The organism is Paenibacillus sp. FW104-T2 (genome assembly GCF_058789975.1).
The window spans coordinates 149585-166875 of sequence record NZ_JBYTCE010000001.1 but is presented as its reverse complement, the minus strand read 5'-3'; the positions used below and the strand labels follow the sequence as shown (position 1 = coordinate 166875).

Below are 17291 nucleotides of genomic sequence, written 5' to 3'. Positions count from 1 at the left end.
GGCTCTGCGAGCGGGAAGTTCGCAAGGCTCTGAAGAAGGTGATGACATGTTATGGGCAATTGGCATCCTCGGTATCGTTCTACTTACGCTGTGCACGGCGGGAGCCGGTGTAGGAATAATTGTAGGCTTCGTTTTTTTCCTCGTCGGTTTCGGGGAAATGAAGAACAGGTCACGGACGCTTAGCAGTCTACTGCTGAGCAAGGATACACTGATGATTGTGGGAACGATGGGCGTTGTGCTTGTTTATTTTCTTCTCTCCTACTGGAATCTGAAAATGATTGGTGATGCAACCTTTCCGGGTCTGCTGGGTTCCGCAATCAGGGAAATCTCCGGGAGACAGCTGCTTGCTGCAGCATTCTTGTACACGCTCTGGACAACAATCAGCTTGTACTGGCTGATGCCGAAAGTATTCAGCTTTGATGGATTAGGCCTGAAAATTCAGCTGATTGCCCTTGGTGCAGCAGGAGCCAGCATTCTGGTTGGTATCATGAAATTGTAAAACAGCCCAAAACAAAAAAAGGAGTGGAAGCCCAGCTTGGTATGCTGAGCCTCCTACTCCTTTTGTTACGTTAAAATAAGTGATGTTCTCTTTTCTCTAATCGGACGAACGAGCAGAATTAACGCGCTTCACCATTCTCCGCTTCCCAGCGTGCAATTTCATTGCGAACGATTGGAGCAACCTCTTTACCAAGCAATTCAATGGCTCTCATCACCTCATTATGCGGCATCGTGCCGAGAGGCGTGTGCAGCATGAAACGAGTGATGCCAACTTCCTTGCGCAAGTAAATAATCTTCTGAGCCACGGTCTCTACGTCACCAACGTACAATGCGCCTTCAAGACTGCGTGCAGCATCAAATGTTGCACGGCTGTAGTGCCCCCAGCCACGTTCACGGCCCAGCATGTTCATGACAGCCTGAGCAGGTGGGAAGAATTTCTCAACAGCCTCATCCGTCGTATCCGCGATAAAACCGTGAGAGTGTGAGGCCACCGTCAGTTTGGAGGCATCATGCCCTGCATGAGCTGCTGCTTTTTTGTACAGCTCCACCAGTGGAGCAAATTGAACCGGACGACCACCGATAATCGCGAGTACCAGCGGCAGACCGAGCAGACCTGCGCGTACAACCGATTCCTGGTTACCACCACTACCGATCCATACTGGCAGCTTCTCCTGCACTGGACGCGGGTAGATGCCCAGATTATTGAAGGAAGGACGATGCTTGCCTTCCCAGGTTACCTTTTCCGAATCACGCAGCTTAAGCAGCAGATCCAGTTTCTCATCGAATAACTCGTCGTAGTCGTTCAGATCATAGCCGAATAGAGGGAAGGATTCGATAAATGAACCCCGGCCCGCCATAATCTCCGCACGTCCATTCGAGATGCCGTCCAGCGTTGCAAAATCCTGAAATACCCGTACCGGATCATCCGATGACAGTACAGTTACGGCACTGGTCAGCCGGATGCGCTTGGTCTGTGAAGCTGCTGCTGCCAAAATCACTGCCGGGGATGATGCTGCATAGTCAGCACGATGATGCTCCCCTACGCCGTATACATCCAGACCGACCTCGTCAGCCAGGACAATCTCTTCTACAACATCACGAATACGCTGTGCGTGACTTATAAGTTCTCCGGTTTTCACATCTGGATTGGTCTCGACAAAGGTACTAATTCCGATTTCCATGTTCTGTTCCTCCCTGTTTATGAAGCGATCCGTCGTTCATCTAACCTATTGTAAGTAGATCACCTTTTGTTATGTATCTTAATATTGAACTATTTTGAAGAAAAACACAAGAGCCCTCTTTCTCCAGAGGGCATGATTTTGATATATTATTCTCTATTTCTGTGACATTCATGATTATTTCTTGGTCCCGATGTACAGCAGGTGAGAGGAAATCCCCAGAATTGAAGGATCTGCTGCCTTCTCAATCATGAATTGGATTAGCTCCTCATACTCCCCGCGCTCTTTCCAATACTGCTGCTGTTCTGCTGTGAGCATGGCTCCGAGGCTGGATGATCCAATCAGATTCACCGTTTCGAATCCGTGCTGCTCCATGAATGGTTGAATGTCCTGAATGTTAAAATAGTACGCCCCTGTGAATCGGCCCTGATCCTGATGGTCGAATGTCCCCTTTTCCATAAAAGCACGAATGGCACCCATATGATCATTCGGTTTCCAGTGCTGGGGAAACTGCAGCGAGTTAATGCCCATTCTCATTCGGCTTTGCATCGCGATGTACACCATGCCGCCTTGCTTCGTTACCCGGTGTATTTCCCTTACAGCCGCTACCCGCTCCTGTTCAGTCTGGAGATGATACAGCGGTCCCAGCATCAGCGATGCATCGTATGTATCGTCAGTCAGCCCCTCCAGACGGGTTGCATCCAGTACGTGGAATCCCTCGAACTGCTTCGTCAGATTATACTCCTTAGCCTTCTGCCTTGCGATATCCACGGAAGCAGGTGTCAGGTCTGACAGGGTTACTCGGTATCCCTTCCTCGCAAGCTCCATCGCGTATTTTCCCGGTCCTGCGCCATTATCCAGAATAAGGCCAGTTGCTGGGAGATGTGCCCTGATGTAATGCATGTTAATGATGAATTCCAGCGGCTCCCGCTCCAATCTTCCCCATTCGTCAAACCCGGAATAATAGTCAATAATGCGTTCTCTTGTCATTCATTCGACACCTGCCTTTTTTTCATTTAGGGTCAAAAAATGCAAAAAACCTGCCACCTCAACTAAGAGGCGACAGGTATGACCTTCGCGGTACCACTCTTCTTCATCCATGGACCATGCTAATGACAGATCTCTCTGTATCTACTGGGCCACAGAAACTCAGGAACACTGATGACGGAGGTTACCCCGTCAGGATCTAATCTCAGTCCGTCTGAATGACTGCTGCTCAATCCTGCCGCTCACAGGCGAGTTGGGGATAGGTTGGACTGCCTTGCACCATGCAGCAGTTCTCTGGGCCAGCCTTAGTCCTTAATACTCCTGATCATTGCGTTTACCTGTTAAATTTCAGAAAGTATATATCATCCATATATTTCCTGTCAATGCATCTCGAAAGATTCTTACAACACGAAATACATGTACCTCATTAAATTAAATACGCTCACACCTTGTTCATTCTGTTACATCCTTAAATATGTAACCTTCTAGATCTTTTTCACAAATTCAGACTTCAGCTTCATCGCACCCAAACTATCGATTTTGCAGTCGATATCATGGTCACCGTCAATCAATCGGATATTTTTGACTTTGGTCCCCTGTTTGACAACCAGCGAGCTGCCTTTCACCTTCAGATCCTTAATGACTGTCACGGTGTCTCCATCATTCAGAACATTCCCGTTCGAGTCACGTACTATTTTGGTTTCTTCTGCACGCTCGGTTTCGGATTCCAACGTCCACTCATGCGCACATTCCGGGCATACCAGCAGATTACCGTCCTCGTATGTGTATTCGGAATTGCATTTGGGGCAGTTAGGTAAATTGGACATATTGTTTGAACTCTCCATTCCTTTTTTGGGCTTCTCGCAAGTATACGGGATTCCTCATGTTCCTTCCAGCGATTTGATCACGTTAAATCCATGTTAGCCCCATTCTGCGTTCGGTTAATGGAATTTAAACGAAATTTAAGGTTCACCTCTCCTTACTTTAAAACGCATCCTATACGATATACCTATCCCGGAGAGATTCCCGAAACCCATCCGGATTCCCAATCATTTCAGATTCGTATTTGTTCAAATACATTGAGATCGGGCCGCTGCCCGTCCGTGAAATATTTTTCCAAAGGAGTTCCCTGTTATGTCCATGTCTATGTCTTCTTATATTTTCCCTGTACAAACGGCTTTCTTTATCTTCGTAATCATTGCCATGTTTTTGCTTATTCCGTGGCTCATTTATGGCTATCGCAAAGACGGCTTCTTTAGCTGGTCACGCTTTGCCGTCAGTTTTTCATTCATCTTTTATATTCTCGCTGCGTATTGTCTCGTCATCCTGCCCTTTCCGACAACCCGCAATACGTGTGCCCAGCAGGCAGCCGATACCGTATATTACAATCTCGTTCCCTTTGCTTTTGTAAAAGATGTTATGAAAGAAACACCGATTGTATGGTCCCAGCCGTCCACCTACATGGGGATGATCCAAGGCAGAGCTTTTCTGCAAATTCTGTTTAATGTCCTGCTGCTCATGCCTCTCGGCATATATATCCGGTATTTTTTTCAAAAGAGATCCTACTGGAAATATGCCCTGCTTGGCGGATTTGGACTTTCCCTGTTTTTTGAGATAACGCAAATCACCGGATTCTACGGCTATTACAGCTGCCCTTATCGACTGTTTGATGTCGATGACCTGCTGTCGAATACGTCAGGAGCGGTACTTGGATTCTTCGCAGCCCCGATCCTGCTTGCCCTATTCCCTTCACGTGCCAGCATTCAGGCGAAAAGCGAGCAAATTGTGGAGCAAAACCAAGTGTTCCCGATCCCTCAGCTGCTTGCACTCATCATCGACGGTGTTGTGGTGGTATTTCTATCGAATCTCCTCTCGATCTTCAGTCTATCCAGTACCGATGTGATCAACAGCGCAGCTAATACAACCATCGCGATGCTCATTGTATTGTTTCTCATTCCGAGTATCCGGGACGGTAACACGCCAGGCTCCGCACTTATGCGCTTCCGGTATGTTCGCAGGCAGACAGGGAAACCTTCCATGCCTTTGCTGTTTAAACGCTGGCTCGCGCTTTATGTGCCTTGGCTCATTTTTACCATGATCCGGCTCATCAACGATTATGCCTTTGTCAATCATGAATCGGTGCTTGAGCCGTATAAAGTATGGATTTCGATCGGCATGATCGGTCTCTATATGCTTCTGTTCGGAGCACTCTTCATTCACGTCATACTGGTACTCTTCTCTAGAGGCAGCCGTTCATTCTATTGTGATCATGTATCCAATATCAGAGCCTCCCGTAAATGAATTACGCCCTACATCGGACACTTCAGACAGCAGCAGTGTATTGAATGGACACAAGAAAAGGCGTCTTCCATCAAGCATGACGGAAGACGCCTTTGATCTGTGTACCATGACGCTATAATTGCTCGTTTACACGCCAAGCAGTTCCCGCTTGGATGACTCTGGGTCATGCGCAAGTTCAATCTCATGATTGAAGATCAACGTCGCGCGATTCTCCTCATAAGGAGTCCAGTTTACTCCAGCCGTTTCCGGACGGCCATTCTTGGCAAAGGAGATCCAGGCATCCTGCACCTTGCCCGCCAGTTCTGCAGCTGCTGCATCCGGTTCGGCGTTCATGGATTTCAGCGCATGCAGTGTATTGAAAGCAAAGAAGATATCAATACTGTGGATCGACTTTCTCAGCAATGGATGCTCCGGCATGACCCAATCGAAACGGTACATCCACACGGGGGCATATTTCTGTTGAGCAGTTGCGTATTGAAGCGCCGAGCGCCAGAAGAACAGATCGGTCATGACCTGAGCCTGTCCATCTGCCGTTTTGGGATAGCTGTCCGCAATCGCTGCTCGGTTCTCCAGATCAGGCGTCATGAAGTCGACGGCCTGTACCATATCGATCTCTTCCGAGTAAGGCACATGCGGCTGAATGAACAGCGCACCTTCATGCAGGGTGGTTCCAATCAAGACAGGGATGCCTTGGGCTGCTCCCGTACGAACAGCTTCAAGTGGAGATTGCGGAAGCGTTACATCATCCAGCACGGGCTGAAATAACAATGCCATGGCTGCTCCGCTGTGTTTTTTGACCGTTTCTCCAGCAGCAAGGATCTGCTCCGCCGGGATATCTTTCAATTTATGCAGATCATCCTGGGTGACGCCCAGAACCTTCAATACACCTCTCCGGATCTCGGCAGCCTGCTCTGCAGGCATGAACTGCGATGCTCCGCTTTGCATAATGGCACGGTGGAACAAGCCCTTGGCCGCCGGCATGGCCATCAATGCAGCAATGCTCATACTGCCGGCCGATTCACCGAATACAGTAACATTGCCAGAATCACCGCCAAAGGCTCCGATGTTATCCTGCACCCATTGCAGGGCAGCAACCTGATCCAGCAGGCCCACGTTGGTTGCGAACCCCTCCCCTAGTGGAGCCATATGCATGAATCCAAGAGGACCGAGACGATAGTTAATCGTCACAACGATGACATCGCCACGCAGGACCAGATGGGTTCCATCGTACAAGGGCTGGCTTCCCGCACCCGAAGTGAATGAACCTCCATGAATCCATACCATAACGGGGAGAGGATGCTGGCTTTCTTTTTCCGGTGCCCAGATGTTCAGATAGAGACTGTCCTCGGACTCCACAGGAGGCTCCCCAAATATCCCTTCTGCTTGATGATGTCTTGGCTGTATATTTTCAGGTCCGAACTGCTTCGCTTCCCTGACTCCATCCCAGGATTCAGGCAGAATCGGAGCTTGAAATCGCAATTCGCCCACCGGCGGTTTGGCATAAGGGATGCCTTTCCATACACTCGCTCCATGCAGATGTTCTCCCTCAACTGTACCGTACCGTGTGTTAACTTGAAGTTCTCTCATGCGGCGTATACATCCTCTCTGCTATCAAATGTTCTACATACTATTGAGTATAGAGCCCCGCAAGACCAATTTACAAGTTTACCCAAAAGGACTCGGGTTGAGACGTTTCACGTGGAACTTTTATGCACACAATGAAGACTCCGCCAAGGGATCGGGCGAAGCCTCCTATGCTCTATTAACCTACATGTCGACCTGCACTTTCACCGGATATGGGATCGTGTACTCTGCACCCTCAATCCAAGTTCCCGTTACATAGTCACGTCCTCTGATGACGACCTGATCGGTATACACATCCACCTGCAAACCCTGGCTGCCCTCGAGATGCTCATCCTCATCCGTCCACAAGTACGCTACAGATGCAGCATTAAACATCGTTGGCAGATGACCACCACCTCCGTACATGGTGCGCGGTGCCTCCAGCTGCCAATGGGTATGCCCCGAGAACAAAATGGCCTGAGGGTAGCGACTTAAAATGGCCTTCACTTCAGCATCCTGGTTTACACCAAACCATCCCTGATCTTTCATTGAACCCGCTACTGTATCCATCAGTGGCTGGTGCAAAAAGACAAAGATCGGCTGGTCAGGGGATGCCTGTTCGGATAATGCTGCCTCGAGCCAATTCAGCTGTTCTGCAGACATATCGCAGTCCTTCGGATGGGGCTGCTCCGAACCCAAAAAGATATAATGATATCCTTCAATCCAGTGGTCATGATATGAACCCTTCATGCCTGTGATGGCGGTGAAATCATTCAATCGTTTCTGCCAGATGCCTTCCGTCGTCATGAGGGTATCTGTAATTTCGCTTTCCTTGTCCCCCACCTGATCTACATGGCCCAACACTTCACTGACCTCATGAGATGTCATTGTGGTTAGATTAATCGGGGGATCTTGCCAGAGGATGGCTCCTATATCATGATTGCCTACGGTATAATGTATCTCAGGTAGCACATTCCGGTACATGTCCAGAATACGCTCCAGTTCCTTGTATTCTTCCGGCAGACCACGATCCGTCACATCACCCACATGCATGATTCCGCTGCTGTCCTTGGCATACGATGTAATGTCGGCTAATGCCTTCTCCAAATGACGGTTGTAGATATGATCAGCTTGATCTCTCACATGAGTGTCCGTGATGACCTGAAAGCTGACTAGCGGTTGCTCACGTAGTTGTTCATTTTTCATCAGGAATCACTCCATTTCAGTCCAATAATGCCAATCAGGATGAAGCCCATCCAGACTATTGACATTGCCTTCAAGCGTTCACCCAGAAAGTAATGGCCTACAACTCCAATCAGCGTAATGCCTACCCCTGACCAGATCGCATAGGCAACCCCAAGAGGCATATACTTCACTGCAAAGTTCAACAAGGTAAAGCTTGCGCCATAACAGACAAACATCAGAATGGAAGGCCACAGGCGGGTAAACCCATCGGATACTCGCATCAGAATTGTACCGCTTAATTCCAGTCCGATGGCCAGCGCGAGCAATATCCATCCTATATAGGCATGGCTCGTCATCCAGTCACCCCAACTTCGAGCAGTTCATGAAATGACCGTACCGTCAGGTCGGAGAGTCGGATCTGTTCAGGATCACCTACAGCAATCTTCCATGCTGCCCTTGCAGAGCGGGCCATTTCCATATCCCCGTCCGTATCCCCAATCACAACGGATTCGCTAACCGAGACACCCATGCGCTCACAGGCCAGCAATAACATGTCAGGGAACGGTTTGCCCCGTCCAACCTGATCGGTTCCCACCACTACGGAGAAAAAGGACTCGATACCCATCCATTGCAGATGACGGAGAGCACTCTCCGTCTCATCTGCAGTAACTACACCCATCTTCAACCCCTTGTCTCGGCATTGCTCCAGAAATGCACGCACTCCCGGAAGGGGCTGAACGGGACGTGCCTTATTCATGGCATATTCCGCCTGCAAAAGACACTCCCTTACGATGATTTTGGCTTCTGCCCAGCTCAACCCTGCTCGGTACCCATGCCACGTCAGTACAGCATAAACTTCCTCCATCGTTCCCATGGCAAGCGGCCCCCGCACATCATATCCATTCATCCGGCCATGCTCGTCGTGGCGCGTCCCCCAAATATGGGGGATCTCATCCTCAGCGAACGGAAGGCCCCGGGCGGCGAGCTCTTCCCTGAAGCTCTCCATTACACTATCCGTCCAGAATCCCCACATCACCGTAAAATCCAGCAGGGTTCCATCCTTGTCAAACAGAATGGCCTCAATCGGGATAGACAGGTTCCATAAATTTAATTCAGACATCTCGTTTAAGCTCCTTATTTCACCCGATCCAGTTCCTTCTGAGCCTTCTCTTTGGCTTCCTTTAGGGCCTGTTCAGCAGGCATATTGTTAATCTGCACCTGGTCTGCCGCATCCTTTAACGCTTCGTTGATCTTGCCACCCGTCGGATCCTGGAATGGAGCGGAAGCATGCGCTGCTTGCTGCAGCGGAACCTTGATCTGTGGATTCTCTTCACTGAACGCTTTGAAATCCGGATCTTCCTGCGCAGACTGACGAACGGCGATGTAACCTGTGTTCATGGACCAAGCCGCTGTATTGGCCGTCTCCGAGAAATACGTCAGCCATTGGTATGCCGCCTGCTGCTGTTCAGGACTTGCTGCAGCCGGGATTCCGGCCATGATTGCACTTGCTACTGGTTTGCCTTGTCCTACACCTTCCCAGCCCGGCTGCTCCATGGCTGCCACGATACTGAAGTCCAGGTCGCCCTGATCACCGCTGGAGCCGGTGTATCCTGCTGCTTTATTTTTCATGACATCATCAATCGTCTTGTACCAGTACTCCCATCCTTGTCCGCCAAAGTGAATGCCCATGATCTTGTCATCGTGGATCCATTTGCGGAACAGCTCCCATGTCTCTACCCACTCCGGTGAATCGATCATCACGGTCTTGCCGTCATCACTCAGAATTTGCCCGCCTTTGCCCAGTACGGCATCAACCATGTTTTCGTTGCCCCACATCGGTTCCCAGCCATAGAAAGTCGTTTTGCCGTTCTCCTGCTTGGTCATCTTCGCGGCAGCTTCCGCCAGCGCTTCCCATGTTGTCAGACTTGCAGGGTCGATCCCATTCTCCTTCAGGGTATCCATCCGGTAATACATGACTTGAGTGGTTCCGTACATCGGTAAAAAGTACTGCTTGCCGTCCACTTTCCCTTGATCCAGGAAGGTTTGGACGTAGTCCTCTTTATTGAAGTCCTGATCGGCAGCAATCATCTCGTCCATGGATGCATAATATCCTTTGCGAGCCCAGTCCATATTGGCACTGAGTACAGCTGCGGGTACCTTTTTGGAAGCAATTGCTGCCTGCAGCTTTTGTTCCGTCTCCGTATAGTCCGCTTGTACAATACCTTTCACGACAACCTCGTTCTGCGAGGCATTGAAGGCGTCAATCGTTTTCTTCATGTTATCTCCCAGGTTACCTCCGAGGCCATACCAGAACTCAATCTCAACCGGACCGCTGGATGACGAATCCGCCCCGCTTGCTGCTGCATCTGAGCCTGTACCTGAACCGCTGTCCGCTGTGGAACCACAAGCCGTAATGAGGGCAAAGCTCGCCGCCAGTACCAGTGACATGCCGCCTTTCCACCTGAGTTTCAATTTTTTCCTCCACGCTGTACTCGCCAGACTCCAATTCATTGTGATTCCTCCTATATAAATATGTTGTAAAAATCAGTTTTTGTTTACACCAGCCGTCATGTTTACACTTTGCATGATCGTTTTCTGAGTAAACAGGAAGAGAATGAGCAGTGGTGCAATAGTGAACGCACTCGCCGCCATAATTTGTGGCCATGCCAGTCCATAGGCTCCGCCTTCTACAAAGAAACTGCGCAGACCTGCGGATACCAGCTGCAGATTCGGGTCTTTCGTAATCAGCATCGGCCAGAAGTAGTTGTTGTACTGGTCGATGAACGTAATCAATACCATTACGGCAAATGTTGAGCGAACCAGTGGAGCTATAATGGTCCACAAAATGCGGAAATGCGATGCACCGTCGAGCTGTCCAGCTTCCACAAGCTCATGAGACACCTGCATGAATGCCTGACGAATCAGGAAAATGGAAAACACGCTGACACAGTTGGATACGATCAAGCCTGTATAGGAATCCAGCAGTCTGAGTTCGCTGAGAACCAGATAACTGGGCAGATAAACTGCTGTGCTCGGAATCATATACCCGACGAGAATAAGTCCGGTGAGTATGCCCTTCATTCGAAAACGCATGTGAGTCAAGGCGTAAGCCATCATGCTGGAGTTGATGATCTGGAATAGACAGATTGCAGCTGCAACACCTGTACTGTTCAGCATGTAACGGGCAAATGGAGCCGACTGCCATGCGTCCACATAATTGTTCCAGCGGAACGTCTCGGGCCAGAAGGTCGGCGGGAATTGCCAGATCTCATCATTGGTCTTGAAGCCGCTGATCACCATCCAGTAAAAAGGGAAGGCCATGGCCAGGCTGATTGACGCCAGCAGCAGATATCGGATGGCGGTACCCAGTATTTTTCCTGCGCGGGGAACCTTTTCTTTTTGTGTATTTTCACGGCTCGAACCCTTACTTGTTTGCTTACTTATCGCGGTCATGTCCATTAGTAGTGCACCAGGCGTCTGCTGAGCAGGAATGATACACCCGACAGCAGTACGCAGATCAGAATAATGACAACAGCAATGGCTGATGCCTCGCCTACATTGAAGGATTCAAACGCAGACTGATAATACATATAGAGCAGTGTTCTCGTTGATCCGGCAGGTCCCCCCTGCGTCATTACATTGATCTGATCATAGGCCTGCAAGGACTGGATCGTCAGAATGATCGACAGGAAAAACGTGGTTGGCGAGATCAATGGCAGTGTAATGCTTCGAAATTTATCCCAGCTGCCTGCACCATCAATGGATGCTGCCTCCAGCAGATCGGATGGCAGGTTACGCAGTGCAACCAGGTAGAACACCATGGACCAGCCAATGGATTTCCACAGTGTAACGATGAGCACGGCCACAAGTGCCCAGTCCGCATCCCTAAGCCAGCCGATGGGAGATACGCCGACCCAGCCCAGCATCAGATTGGCAAGCCCCACCTCGGGTTCGAAAATCCATGACCATGCAATGGATACGGCTACCGTTGGTGTAACCCAAGGGGAAAACAGCAGCGTCCGGAACAGACCGGATGATTTGATTCGGCTGTTCATGAGCATGGCCAGTGCCAGCCCGCCAACGATAGTAGGGATCACACTCCCTAATCCGAACAGCAGGGTCACCTTCAGCGACTTGTAAAACTCAGAGTTGGTCAGCAGATAGCTGTAGTTCTCCAGACCAACGAACAGTTTATCCGGACTCATAAAATCCCAATCCGTAAAACTTAGATAAACGATGTATCCCAGAGGCCCCAGCCAGAAAACTAGCAGCGGGACCAGAGCGGGAAGGGTGAACAGAATTGCCTCTGTTTCCCTCCATAATTTCACACGCAATTCATACACTCCTCGTCGTTCAATTTTTATTTAACATTAGGGATAAGCTTGGCTAAAAATGCTCTCTATTCTCTTCTGTACAAAAATGATTGTATAATACATTTGAAAAATCAATTTCCGGGTTATGTTAAAATCACAGGAAGTCATGTAAAATATGAAGACGTAAAAGGAAATCCCATCCATATACTAGAGGTGAGATTGTGGGAAAAGAAACGGCCGGAGAACAGGAGCCTACGATGGTGTCCTATCGGCAGGAACTCAGGGAGAAAGTCATAGACGCCATTGCCCATACCATGGATTTATACGGGGTTAATCATTCCTTTGGCCAGCTGTACGGCATTATGTATTTCGAAGATCGGCCCATGACATTGGAAGAAATGAAGACATCGATGAACATGAGCAAAAGCAATATGAGCTATGCGGTCCGTTCTCTTACCGAGTCACAGATGGTTTACAAACTGGAGGAGAAGCGAGAACGGCAGGATCTCTATTTGGCGGAAACAGACTTTTTCCGTACCTTTCAAAACTTCTTTGGTGCCAAACTCCAACGGGAGATTGACGTTATGCAGGAAAGTCTTCAGGAGGTCATCCCGGCGTTATCCGAGATTATCCTTGCCAGAACAACCCTGCCAGAGGAGCGGGAAGAAGCTTTGCGGGATTTGCATAAACTTCAGCATGCGGAGCAGTATTATCAGTGGCTGCAGGGATTTGTAAACCAGCTGCGGGATGGCGGGTTTTATGGCAATGCCCCAGTTGAACATGATTAGAGCCGTGTAAATGGAGTGGCTAAAGAGAGCAGACAGTAGGAGAAATACGGTTCGTTGCAGTAAGGTTATGTGGAATTTTGCATCTAATAAGATATGATTCGTTCTTTAGAATACAGATAAGGCCACCCGATGGGTGGCCTTATTTATTATTGATTTTACGGATGATTATTGCTGTGCTGCAGCTTCGATATCTGCGTATGCCCAGTGAGACGCGGGTACGTCAGAGAACGATTGTGAACCTGTACCCACTGCTGGGGTACGCTTGAACAACACATTCAATACTTTTACTGCTTCAGCCCGGGTCAATTGGATATCCGGTCTGAACGTACCATCGGTGTATCCAGTCATCAGGCCAGCAGATTGTACATATGCGATCGCTTCTGCAGCCCAGGAATCTGTAGACACATCCGTAAAGGATGATCTAGCTTCCGTTGCTACAGTTGCACTGCCCGATTGCTGCTGCATCCAGCGGTATGCAATCGTCGCCATCTGCGCACGTGTGATCGAACCTTCTGGTACAAATTGAGTTGCGCTCATGCCATTCATGATCCCTGCGAATTGAGCTTGTCCAATTTCGCTGTTTGCCCAGTGAGTTGCCGCTACGTCGGCAAAATTACCGGAAATCGCAGATTTAGATTCACCCGTCAGGTTACGCGCCAGCATGGCTGCCATTTGAGCACGAGTCACGAATGCATCTGGACGGAACTCGTCTCCAAAACCTTTGATATACGGTTTATTTGGTGTTTCTGTCGCTTTCAGTCCATCGACCACAACCAGTGTGAACGTACTGAATTTGCTCACTGTAAATTCGATGCCTTCACTGCCATCGTTCAGCTGAACCAGCTTGCCTTGCAGCAATTCTTTGGTGCCGTCACTGTGTTCAATGTAGATGGCCAGGTTGTCCAAGGCCTTCTGACGTGCTGCTGCATCTGTCGGCAGACTATCACGCAGTGGCAATGTCAGGGTTACTTCACGGCTCTGCATATTCGTTTCGATTTCGACTGGACGAGCCAGTACTTTGACATTTGCATCAGGCGTAATTTGCTGAATCAATCGCTCCTGCTTCGCGCGTTCTTCCACTTGCTTGCGCTCGGATTCCTGCTTCATTGGCACAATGCGGAAGTACAAGTCTTGGTCGAAACCAGCAGTCGAAGCTGTAGGAATCGAAATGATTGCACTCTCTGTCGAGATCTCCAGCTTAAGTCCGCCGTCATTCAGCTGTTTTACTGCTGCTTTTGGCAGTTCAACGCGAGTCTCGGATATGGAATCTTTGGCATCCGGAATGACGATGCGTGCTGTATCCATGCCAAGCTGTTTTGCTTTTTCTACAGATTCTTTGGCTGTCGCTTCAGACATCGTTACGAGGTCCTTCACCTTACCATTTGGCTCTGTTGTGCGTGTAATTGTTGTTTTCACCAAGTTGGTCCCGTTGGTACCATTCACATCCACCGTAAGTGTTTCTTTGTTGGTTGCAGGCGTTAATGTTACAGGTGTAGATGAAGATCCACCACCGCTTCCGCCACTGCTTGGCGGAGTGACCACCGGGGTCTTGGGTTCAAAAAACTCGTCAAATGCCGATTGAACCTCGGTATAGCTTCCATAACCGTTAGCTGGTTTTTTATCCAGCATCCATTGTGCGAGTTTTTCGATCTTAGACTCATCACTCGATGCATCTGCTAATTTCGAAAAATTCAATGGGAAGTCATCCAATTTTTCATGATCCGATTGTTTGTTGTACTCTTCCACCTCTTGTTGAATCATCAGAAGTGTAAACAAGGTCTGGCTCATCTCGTCTGTTGTGTTTACATTAAGAGATGGAGAAATGGTCAAGATCATAACCATGCCGAGCACAGCCTTATCTACTGACAGACCCTCTTCTTTGAAAATGAGACGAGCCATATAAGCGATCAATTTCTGATCTACAACAGACCCCTCTACGTACTTTTTGCTAAGCTCACGGAATTCTTCATAGTCTTCGAAGTCTTCCATCGAGATATATTCATTGACTTGAGAAAGCTTCAAATAGAAATTATCCAAATGATTTTGCATCTCGGCCTGACTCGTTGCCTTATAGGCAAGCACAGCTTCATATGCCAGCTCAACGGTGTATCTTACTTGTCCTTCATTTTCATAATCATATTTATCCGGAAGCAAATCAATCAAAGCTTGAGCTACAGCTAACTGCTCTTCTAGCGTAAGATCATTGAAACCCGCAGGAAGTGTTACAAACTCAGGGCTGTTGCGGATAATAGATAGAACCTCATCTACATTTTCTGCATCCACTGCATCGTTTAATTGTTCCATGGGTGATAATGGGCCAAAGAAAGCATTGAACGTTTGTTGAATTGCTTGGTAGCTTTCGTAACCCTGTACTGGACGATTATCAATCATCCACTGGGCGAGTTCTTGATATTTTTCATTGGTAATGTCATCAATCTTACTAAGGTTAAGTGGGAAGTCATCCATATATTCTGTTGTAGACAAATCACGGTTATACTGTGTTGATTCTTTCTGTAATAAACGAAGACGTACCAGTGCACTATACATTTGAGGTTTGCTAGTCAGACTGTTAATTGGTCCATACGTTGAAAGATTAGCAGATAACTGCTTACTATACTTATATACTGGTAATGAACTGCGTATAATATCGAATTTAAGCTTGTAGGTCAGAATCTGCTTATCTACTGCTGACAGATTGTTATACTTTTTCCCGATGCTATAGTACTCCGGAATGCTGGAATCCATATTTCCACTGAATACGTCAGGCAGACCTCTCAGCATGTCAAAATACGTTGTAACCCTCTGCTCCACGCTCAGCAAATCACGCGTTTGAAGCAGGTTCCGAGGGTAAACAACCAGGTCAATCACATATTGCACTTGATCTTTACTTACATATCCTTTGCTGCCGTTCATAAGCGTTAGAAACTCAGCCATGGATTTTTTCTCATCCTTGGTCCAGTTGCCAAAATCCTGAGGGAGAATTACTCCGACTTGTGGGTCTTGAACTGCTGCAAGTACACCGTCTAAATCTTGATTACTTTTTGCCAAGTTTAGTGCCTCAAGTGGATCTGCTCCTCTATTCTCGGTGAAGGTCAATGTCACGTAAGGACCTACTGGAGTATTTTCAGTTGCTTTCACACGTACCCATACCGTTTGGGCACCTTCAAATTGAGGCGGATTAGTAGAACTGTAAACAAACCAATCTACGCCAGCATTCGTGCTATATTCCATTGTACCGTCCGCACCTACAATTGCATTGGCTTCATCATCCGCTGTTACTGCTGGTGCAGCCACTGCGAAGAATGCGTCAAAGGCAGCTTGTACTTCTGCTGTGGTATTGTAGCCTTCAACACCGGGTCTCTTATAAATCATCCAATCTGCCAGTTCCGCCCGTCTCTGTTCATTACTCTGGATGGTAGACATCTTCTCCATGTTGATTGGAAAAGGCTGAACTGTAGCATTTGGATCCATACCAATCATCCAAGTCATTTGATAGTGTGCATAGAGACTATTCAATGCAGCCTCCATGTCTGATCCAGTGATGGGTCTGTTAATTGGAAGAAAATCCGACATCAGCACGTTCAATAATTGAATCTGACCCTTATAATTAATGGGTGTTTGGTGTTGACCTAAAGCAGGTCCAAACATCACAATATTTGTGAATATTTCCTTATCAGCACCTCTTAGCATGCTGTAGGCAGCACTCGCCTCAACCATTGGTTGTGCTTGTTCGACAGGAAGGAAATTACCAGCCTGACTATAAAAATAATTATATATATTATCCAAATAAAATTGTGCGGTACTTAAATCCATCGCTTTAGGCAATTCTACTAAAAAGTATAAGAGGAAGAAAATGTCATTAGCTTGACTTTGATTCACATAATCTGTCCCCAATGGGAGTAATAGAGTCATTCCTCGTGCCAGTTCCCTCTTTTGTTCTTCATCCAGCCCGTCATAGAGCGTTGTTTTATCGGTATTATCGATTAGACTGCTGTTCTCTATGAGACTTTGAACTTGTGAAATGGATTGTTCAATATCCTGATCTGATTTTCTGATTTCATTTAATTGCTCCAGTGGTGTAGATGCTGCATTCGCTACCCCACCTACACTAACAACTTGCAATAACAGAACCGCAACTAACAAACAGCTTACTAGCTTTCTGTAAAACATAAACCTGCATCCTCCCCTTCTCTATTCCATTCAAATGGTCCGCAATTTAGGTCTATTGTAGTACACAACTCTGAACGGATTCTGAACAATCGATCTAAAAAATGGAAAAATATCCTCCTTAAAGGTAAAAAACAGGTTGAATATCTACATTTTTCGTCATTATTCATCATTTTTTTAATTGACAGATAATCTCGAAGGCCTACTCCCCTCTATGTCGAGCCTATCAAATCAACGTGGAGAGAACATCAACAAGATTGTAGTTCAAGGACCCTTAACGAATAAGAGCGGGAAATGGGACAGGATCATAT

14 protein-coding genes are annotated in these 17291 nt (G+C 47.8%); 3 read left to right on the top strand and 11 right to left on the bottom strand.

Annotation, left to right across the window (positions count from 1 at the left end; translation table 11 throughout):
• The first annotated feature begins 46 nt into the window (after positions 1 to 46).
• A complete protein-coding gene (locus AC3WQ3_RS00740) occupies positions 47 to 499 on the top strand; it encodes a hypothetical protein (RefSeq protein WP_492471161.1) in 453 nt (150 codons plus the stop codon).
• Between the two features lie 118 nt (positions 500 to 617).
• Here AC3WQ3_RS00740 and AC3WQ3_RS00735 read toward each other — a convergent pair whose 3' ends face one another.
• The 3 genes from AC3WQ3_RS00735 to AC3WQ3_RS00725 all read right to left on the bottom strand — a co-directional run bounded on the left by AC3WQ3_RS00735 (position 618) and on the right by AC3WQ3_RS00725 (position 3490).
• Positions 618 to 1679 carry an LLM class flavin-dependent oxidoreductase gene (locus AC3WQ3_RS00735; RefSeq protein ID WP_154894501.1) on the bottom strand — a complete coding sequence of 354 codons (1062 nt, stop codon included), beginning with the start codon at positions 1677 to 1679 and terminating at the stop codon, positions 618 to 620.
• Positions 1680 to 1853: 174 nt separating this feature from the next.
• Positions 1854 to 2666, bottom strand: coding sequence for a class I SAM-dependent methyltransferase (locus tag AC3WQ3_RS00730; protein ID WP_492471160.1), 813 nt, complete (start codon positions 2664 to 2666; stop codon positions 1854 to 1856).
• Between the two features lie 482 nt (positions 2667 to 3148).
• A complete protein-coding gene (locus AC3WQ3_RS00725) occupies positions 3149 to 3490 on the bottom strand; it encodes a zinc ribbon domain-containing protein YjdM (protein ID WP_492471159.1) in 342 nt (113 codons plus the stop codon).
• A gap of 307 nt (positions 3491 to 3797) precedes the next feature.
• Here AC3WQ3_RS00725 and AC3WQ3_RS00720 point away from each other — a divergent pair, with 307 nt between their 5' ends.
• On the top strand, positions 3798 to 4964 hold the full coding sequence (locus AC3WQ3_RS00720; RefSeq protein WP_492471158.1) for a VanZ family protein: 1167 nt from the start codon (positions 3798 to 3800) through the stop codon (positions 4962 to 4964).
• Between the two features lie 126 nt (positions 4965 to 5090).
• Here the strand turns inward: AC3WQ3_RS00720 and AC3WQ3_RS00715 are convergent, their stop codons facing one another.
• From AC3WQ3_RS00715 to AC3WQ3_RS00685, 7 genes are all read right to left on the bottom strand, one after another.
• Entirely contained in the window at positions 5091 to 6551 is a 1461-nt protein-coding gene (locus AC3WQ3_RS00715; RefSeq protein ID WP_492471157.1) for a carboxylesterase/lipase family protein, read from the bottom strand.
• A 180-nt stretch (positions 6552 to 6731) separates the two neighbouring features.
• Entirely contained in the window at positions 6732 to 7733 is a 1002-nt protein-coding gene (locus tag AC3WQ3_RS00710; RefSeq protein ID WP_492471156.1) for a metallophosphoesterase family protein, read from the bottom strand.
• Positions 7733 to 8068, bottom strand: coding sequence for a DMT family transporter (locus AC3WQ3_RS00705; protein ID WP_492471155.1), 336 nt, complete (start codon positions 8066 to 8068; stop codon positions 7733 to 7735). Before AC3WQ3_RS00705 ends, AC3WQ3_RS00710 begins: the two co-directional genes overlap by 1 nt.
• On the bottom strand, positions 8065 to 8832 hold the full coding sequence (locus AC3WQ3_RS00700; RefSeq protein ID WP_154894495.1) for an HAD-IA family hydrolase: 768 nt from the start codon (positions 8830 to 8832) through the stop codon (positions 8065 to 8067). Before AC3WQ3_RS00700 ends, AC3WQ3_RS00705 begins: the two co-directional genes overlap by 4 nt.
• A gap of 14 nt (positions 8833 to 8846) precedes the next feature.
• Positions 8847 to 10223 (bottom strand): extracellular solute-binding protein, encoded by a 1377-nt coding sequence (locus AC3WQ3_RS00695; protein ID WP_154894494.1) that lies wholly within the window; start codon positions 10221 to 10223, stop codon positions 8847 to 8849.
• A gap of 33 nt (positions 10224 to 10256) precedes the next feature.
• Positions 10257 to 11171: a carbohydrate ABC transporter permease gene (locus AC3WQ3_RS00690; protein ID WP_261779984.1), complete on the bottom strand. Its 915-nt coding sequence runs from the start codon at positions 11169 to 11171 to the stop codon at positions 10257 to 10259.
• Entirely contained in the window at positions 11171 to 12046 is an 876-nt protein-coding gene (locus AC3WQ3_RS00685; protein ID WP_336782517.1) for a carbohydrate ABC transporter permease, read from the bottom strand. Before AC3WQ3_RS00685 ends, AC3WQ3_RS00690 begins: the two co-directional genes overlap by 1 nt.
• Positions 12047 to 12282: 236 nt before the next feature.
• Here AC3WQ3_RS00685 and AC3WQ3_RS00680 point away from each other — a divergent pair, with 236 nt between their 5' ends.
• Complete coding sequence (locus tag AC3WQ3_RS00680; RefSeq protein WP_492471398.1) at positions 12283 to 12813, top strand: GbsR/MarR family transcriptional regulator; 531 nt, start codon at positions 12283 to 12285, stop codon at positions 12811 to 12813.
• Positions 12814 to 12978: 165 nt separating this feature from the next.
• Here AC3WQ3_RS00680 and AC3WQ3_RS00675 read toward each other — a convergent pair whose 3' ends face one another.
• Positions 12979 to 16983: a DUF4073 domain-containing protein gene (locus AC3WQ3_RS00675; protein WP_492471154.1), complete on the bottom strand. Its 4005-nt coding sequence runs from the start codon at positions 16981 to 16983 to the stop codon at positions 12979 to 12981.
• Positions 16984 to 17291: the final 308 nt, after the last annotated feature.

Excerpts from the sequence above, each read along its gene's own strand:
- AC3WQ3_RS00740 (WP_492471161.1), top strand. The coding sequence starts at position 47 with ATGTTATGGGCAATTGGCATCCTCGGTATCGTTCTACTTACGCTGTGC.
- AC3WQ3_RS00735 (WP_154894501.1), bottom strand. The coding sequence starts at position 1,679 with ATGGAAATCGGAATTAGTACCTTTGTCGAGACCAATCCAGATGTGAAA.
- AC3WQ3_RS00730 (WP_492471160.1), bottom strand. The coding sequence starts at position 2,666 with ATGACAAGAGAACGCATTATTGACTATTATTCCGGGTTTGACGAATGG.
- AC3WQ3_RS00725 (WP_492471159.1), bottom strand. The coding sequence starts at position 3,490 with ATGTCCAATTTACCTAACTGCCCCAAATGCAATTCCGAATACACATAC.
- AC3WQ3_RS00720 (WP_492471158.1), top strand. The coding sequence starts at position 3,798 with ATGTCCATGTCTATGTCTTCTTATATTTTCCCTGTACAAACGGCTTTC.
- AC3WQ3_RS00715 (WP_492471157.1), bottom strand. The coding sequence starts at position 6,551 with ATGAGAGAACTTCAAGTTAACACACGGTACGGTACAGTTGAGGGAGAA.
- AC3WQ3_RS00710 (WP_492471156.1), bottom strand. The coding sequence starts at position 7,733 with ATGAAAAATGAACAACTACGTGAGCAACCGCTAGTCAGCTTTCAGGTC.
- AC3WQ3_RS00705 (WP_492471155.1), bottom strand. The coding sequence starts at position 8,068 with ATGACGAGCCATGCCTATATAGGATGGATATTGCTCGCGCTGGCCATC.
- AC3WQ3_RS00700 (WP_154894495.1), bottom strand. The coding sequence starts at position 8,832 with ATGTCTGAATTAAATTTATGGAACCTGTCTATCCCGATTGAGGCCATT.
- AC3WQ3_RS00695 (WP_154894494.1), bottom strand. The coding sequence starts at position 10,223 with ATGAATTGGAGTCTGGCGAGTACAGCGTGGAGGAAAAAATTGAAACTC.
- AC3WQ3_RS00690 (WP_261779984.1), bottom strand. The coding sequence starts at position 11,171 with ATGGACATGACCGCGATAAGTAAGCAAACAAGTAAGGGTTCGAGCCGT.
- AC3WQ3_RS00680 (WP_492471398.1), top strand. The coding sequence starts at position 12,283 with ATGGTGTCCTATCGGCAGGAACTCAGGGAGAAAGTCATAGACGCCATT.
- AC3WQ3_RS00675 (WP_492471154.1), bottom strand. The coding sequence starts at position 16,983 with ATGTTTTACAGAAAGCTAGTAAGCTGTTTGTTAGTTGCGGTTCTGTTA.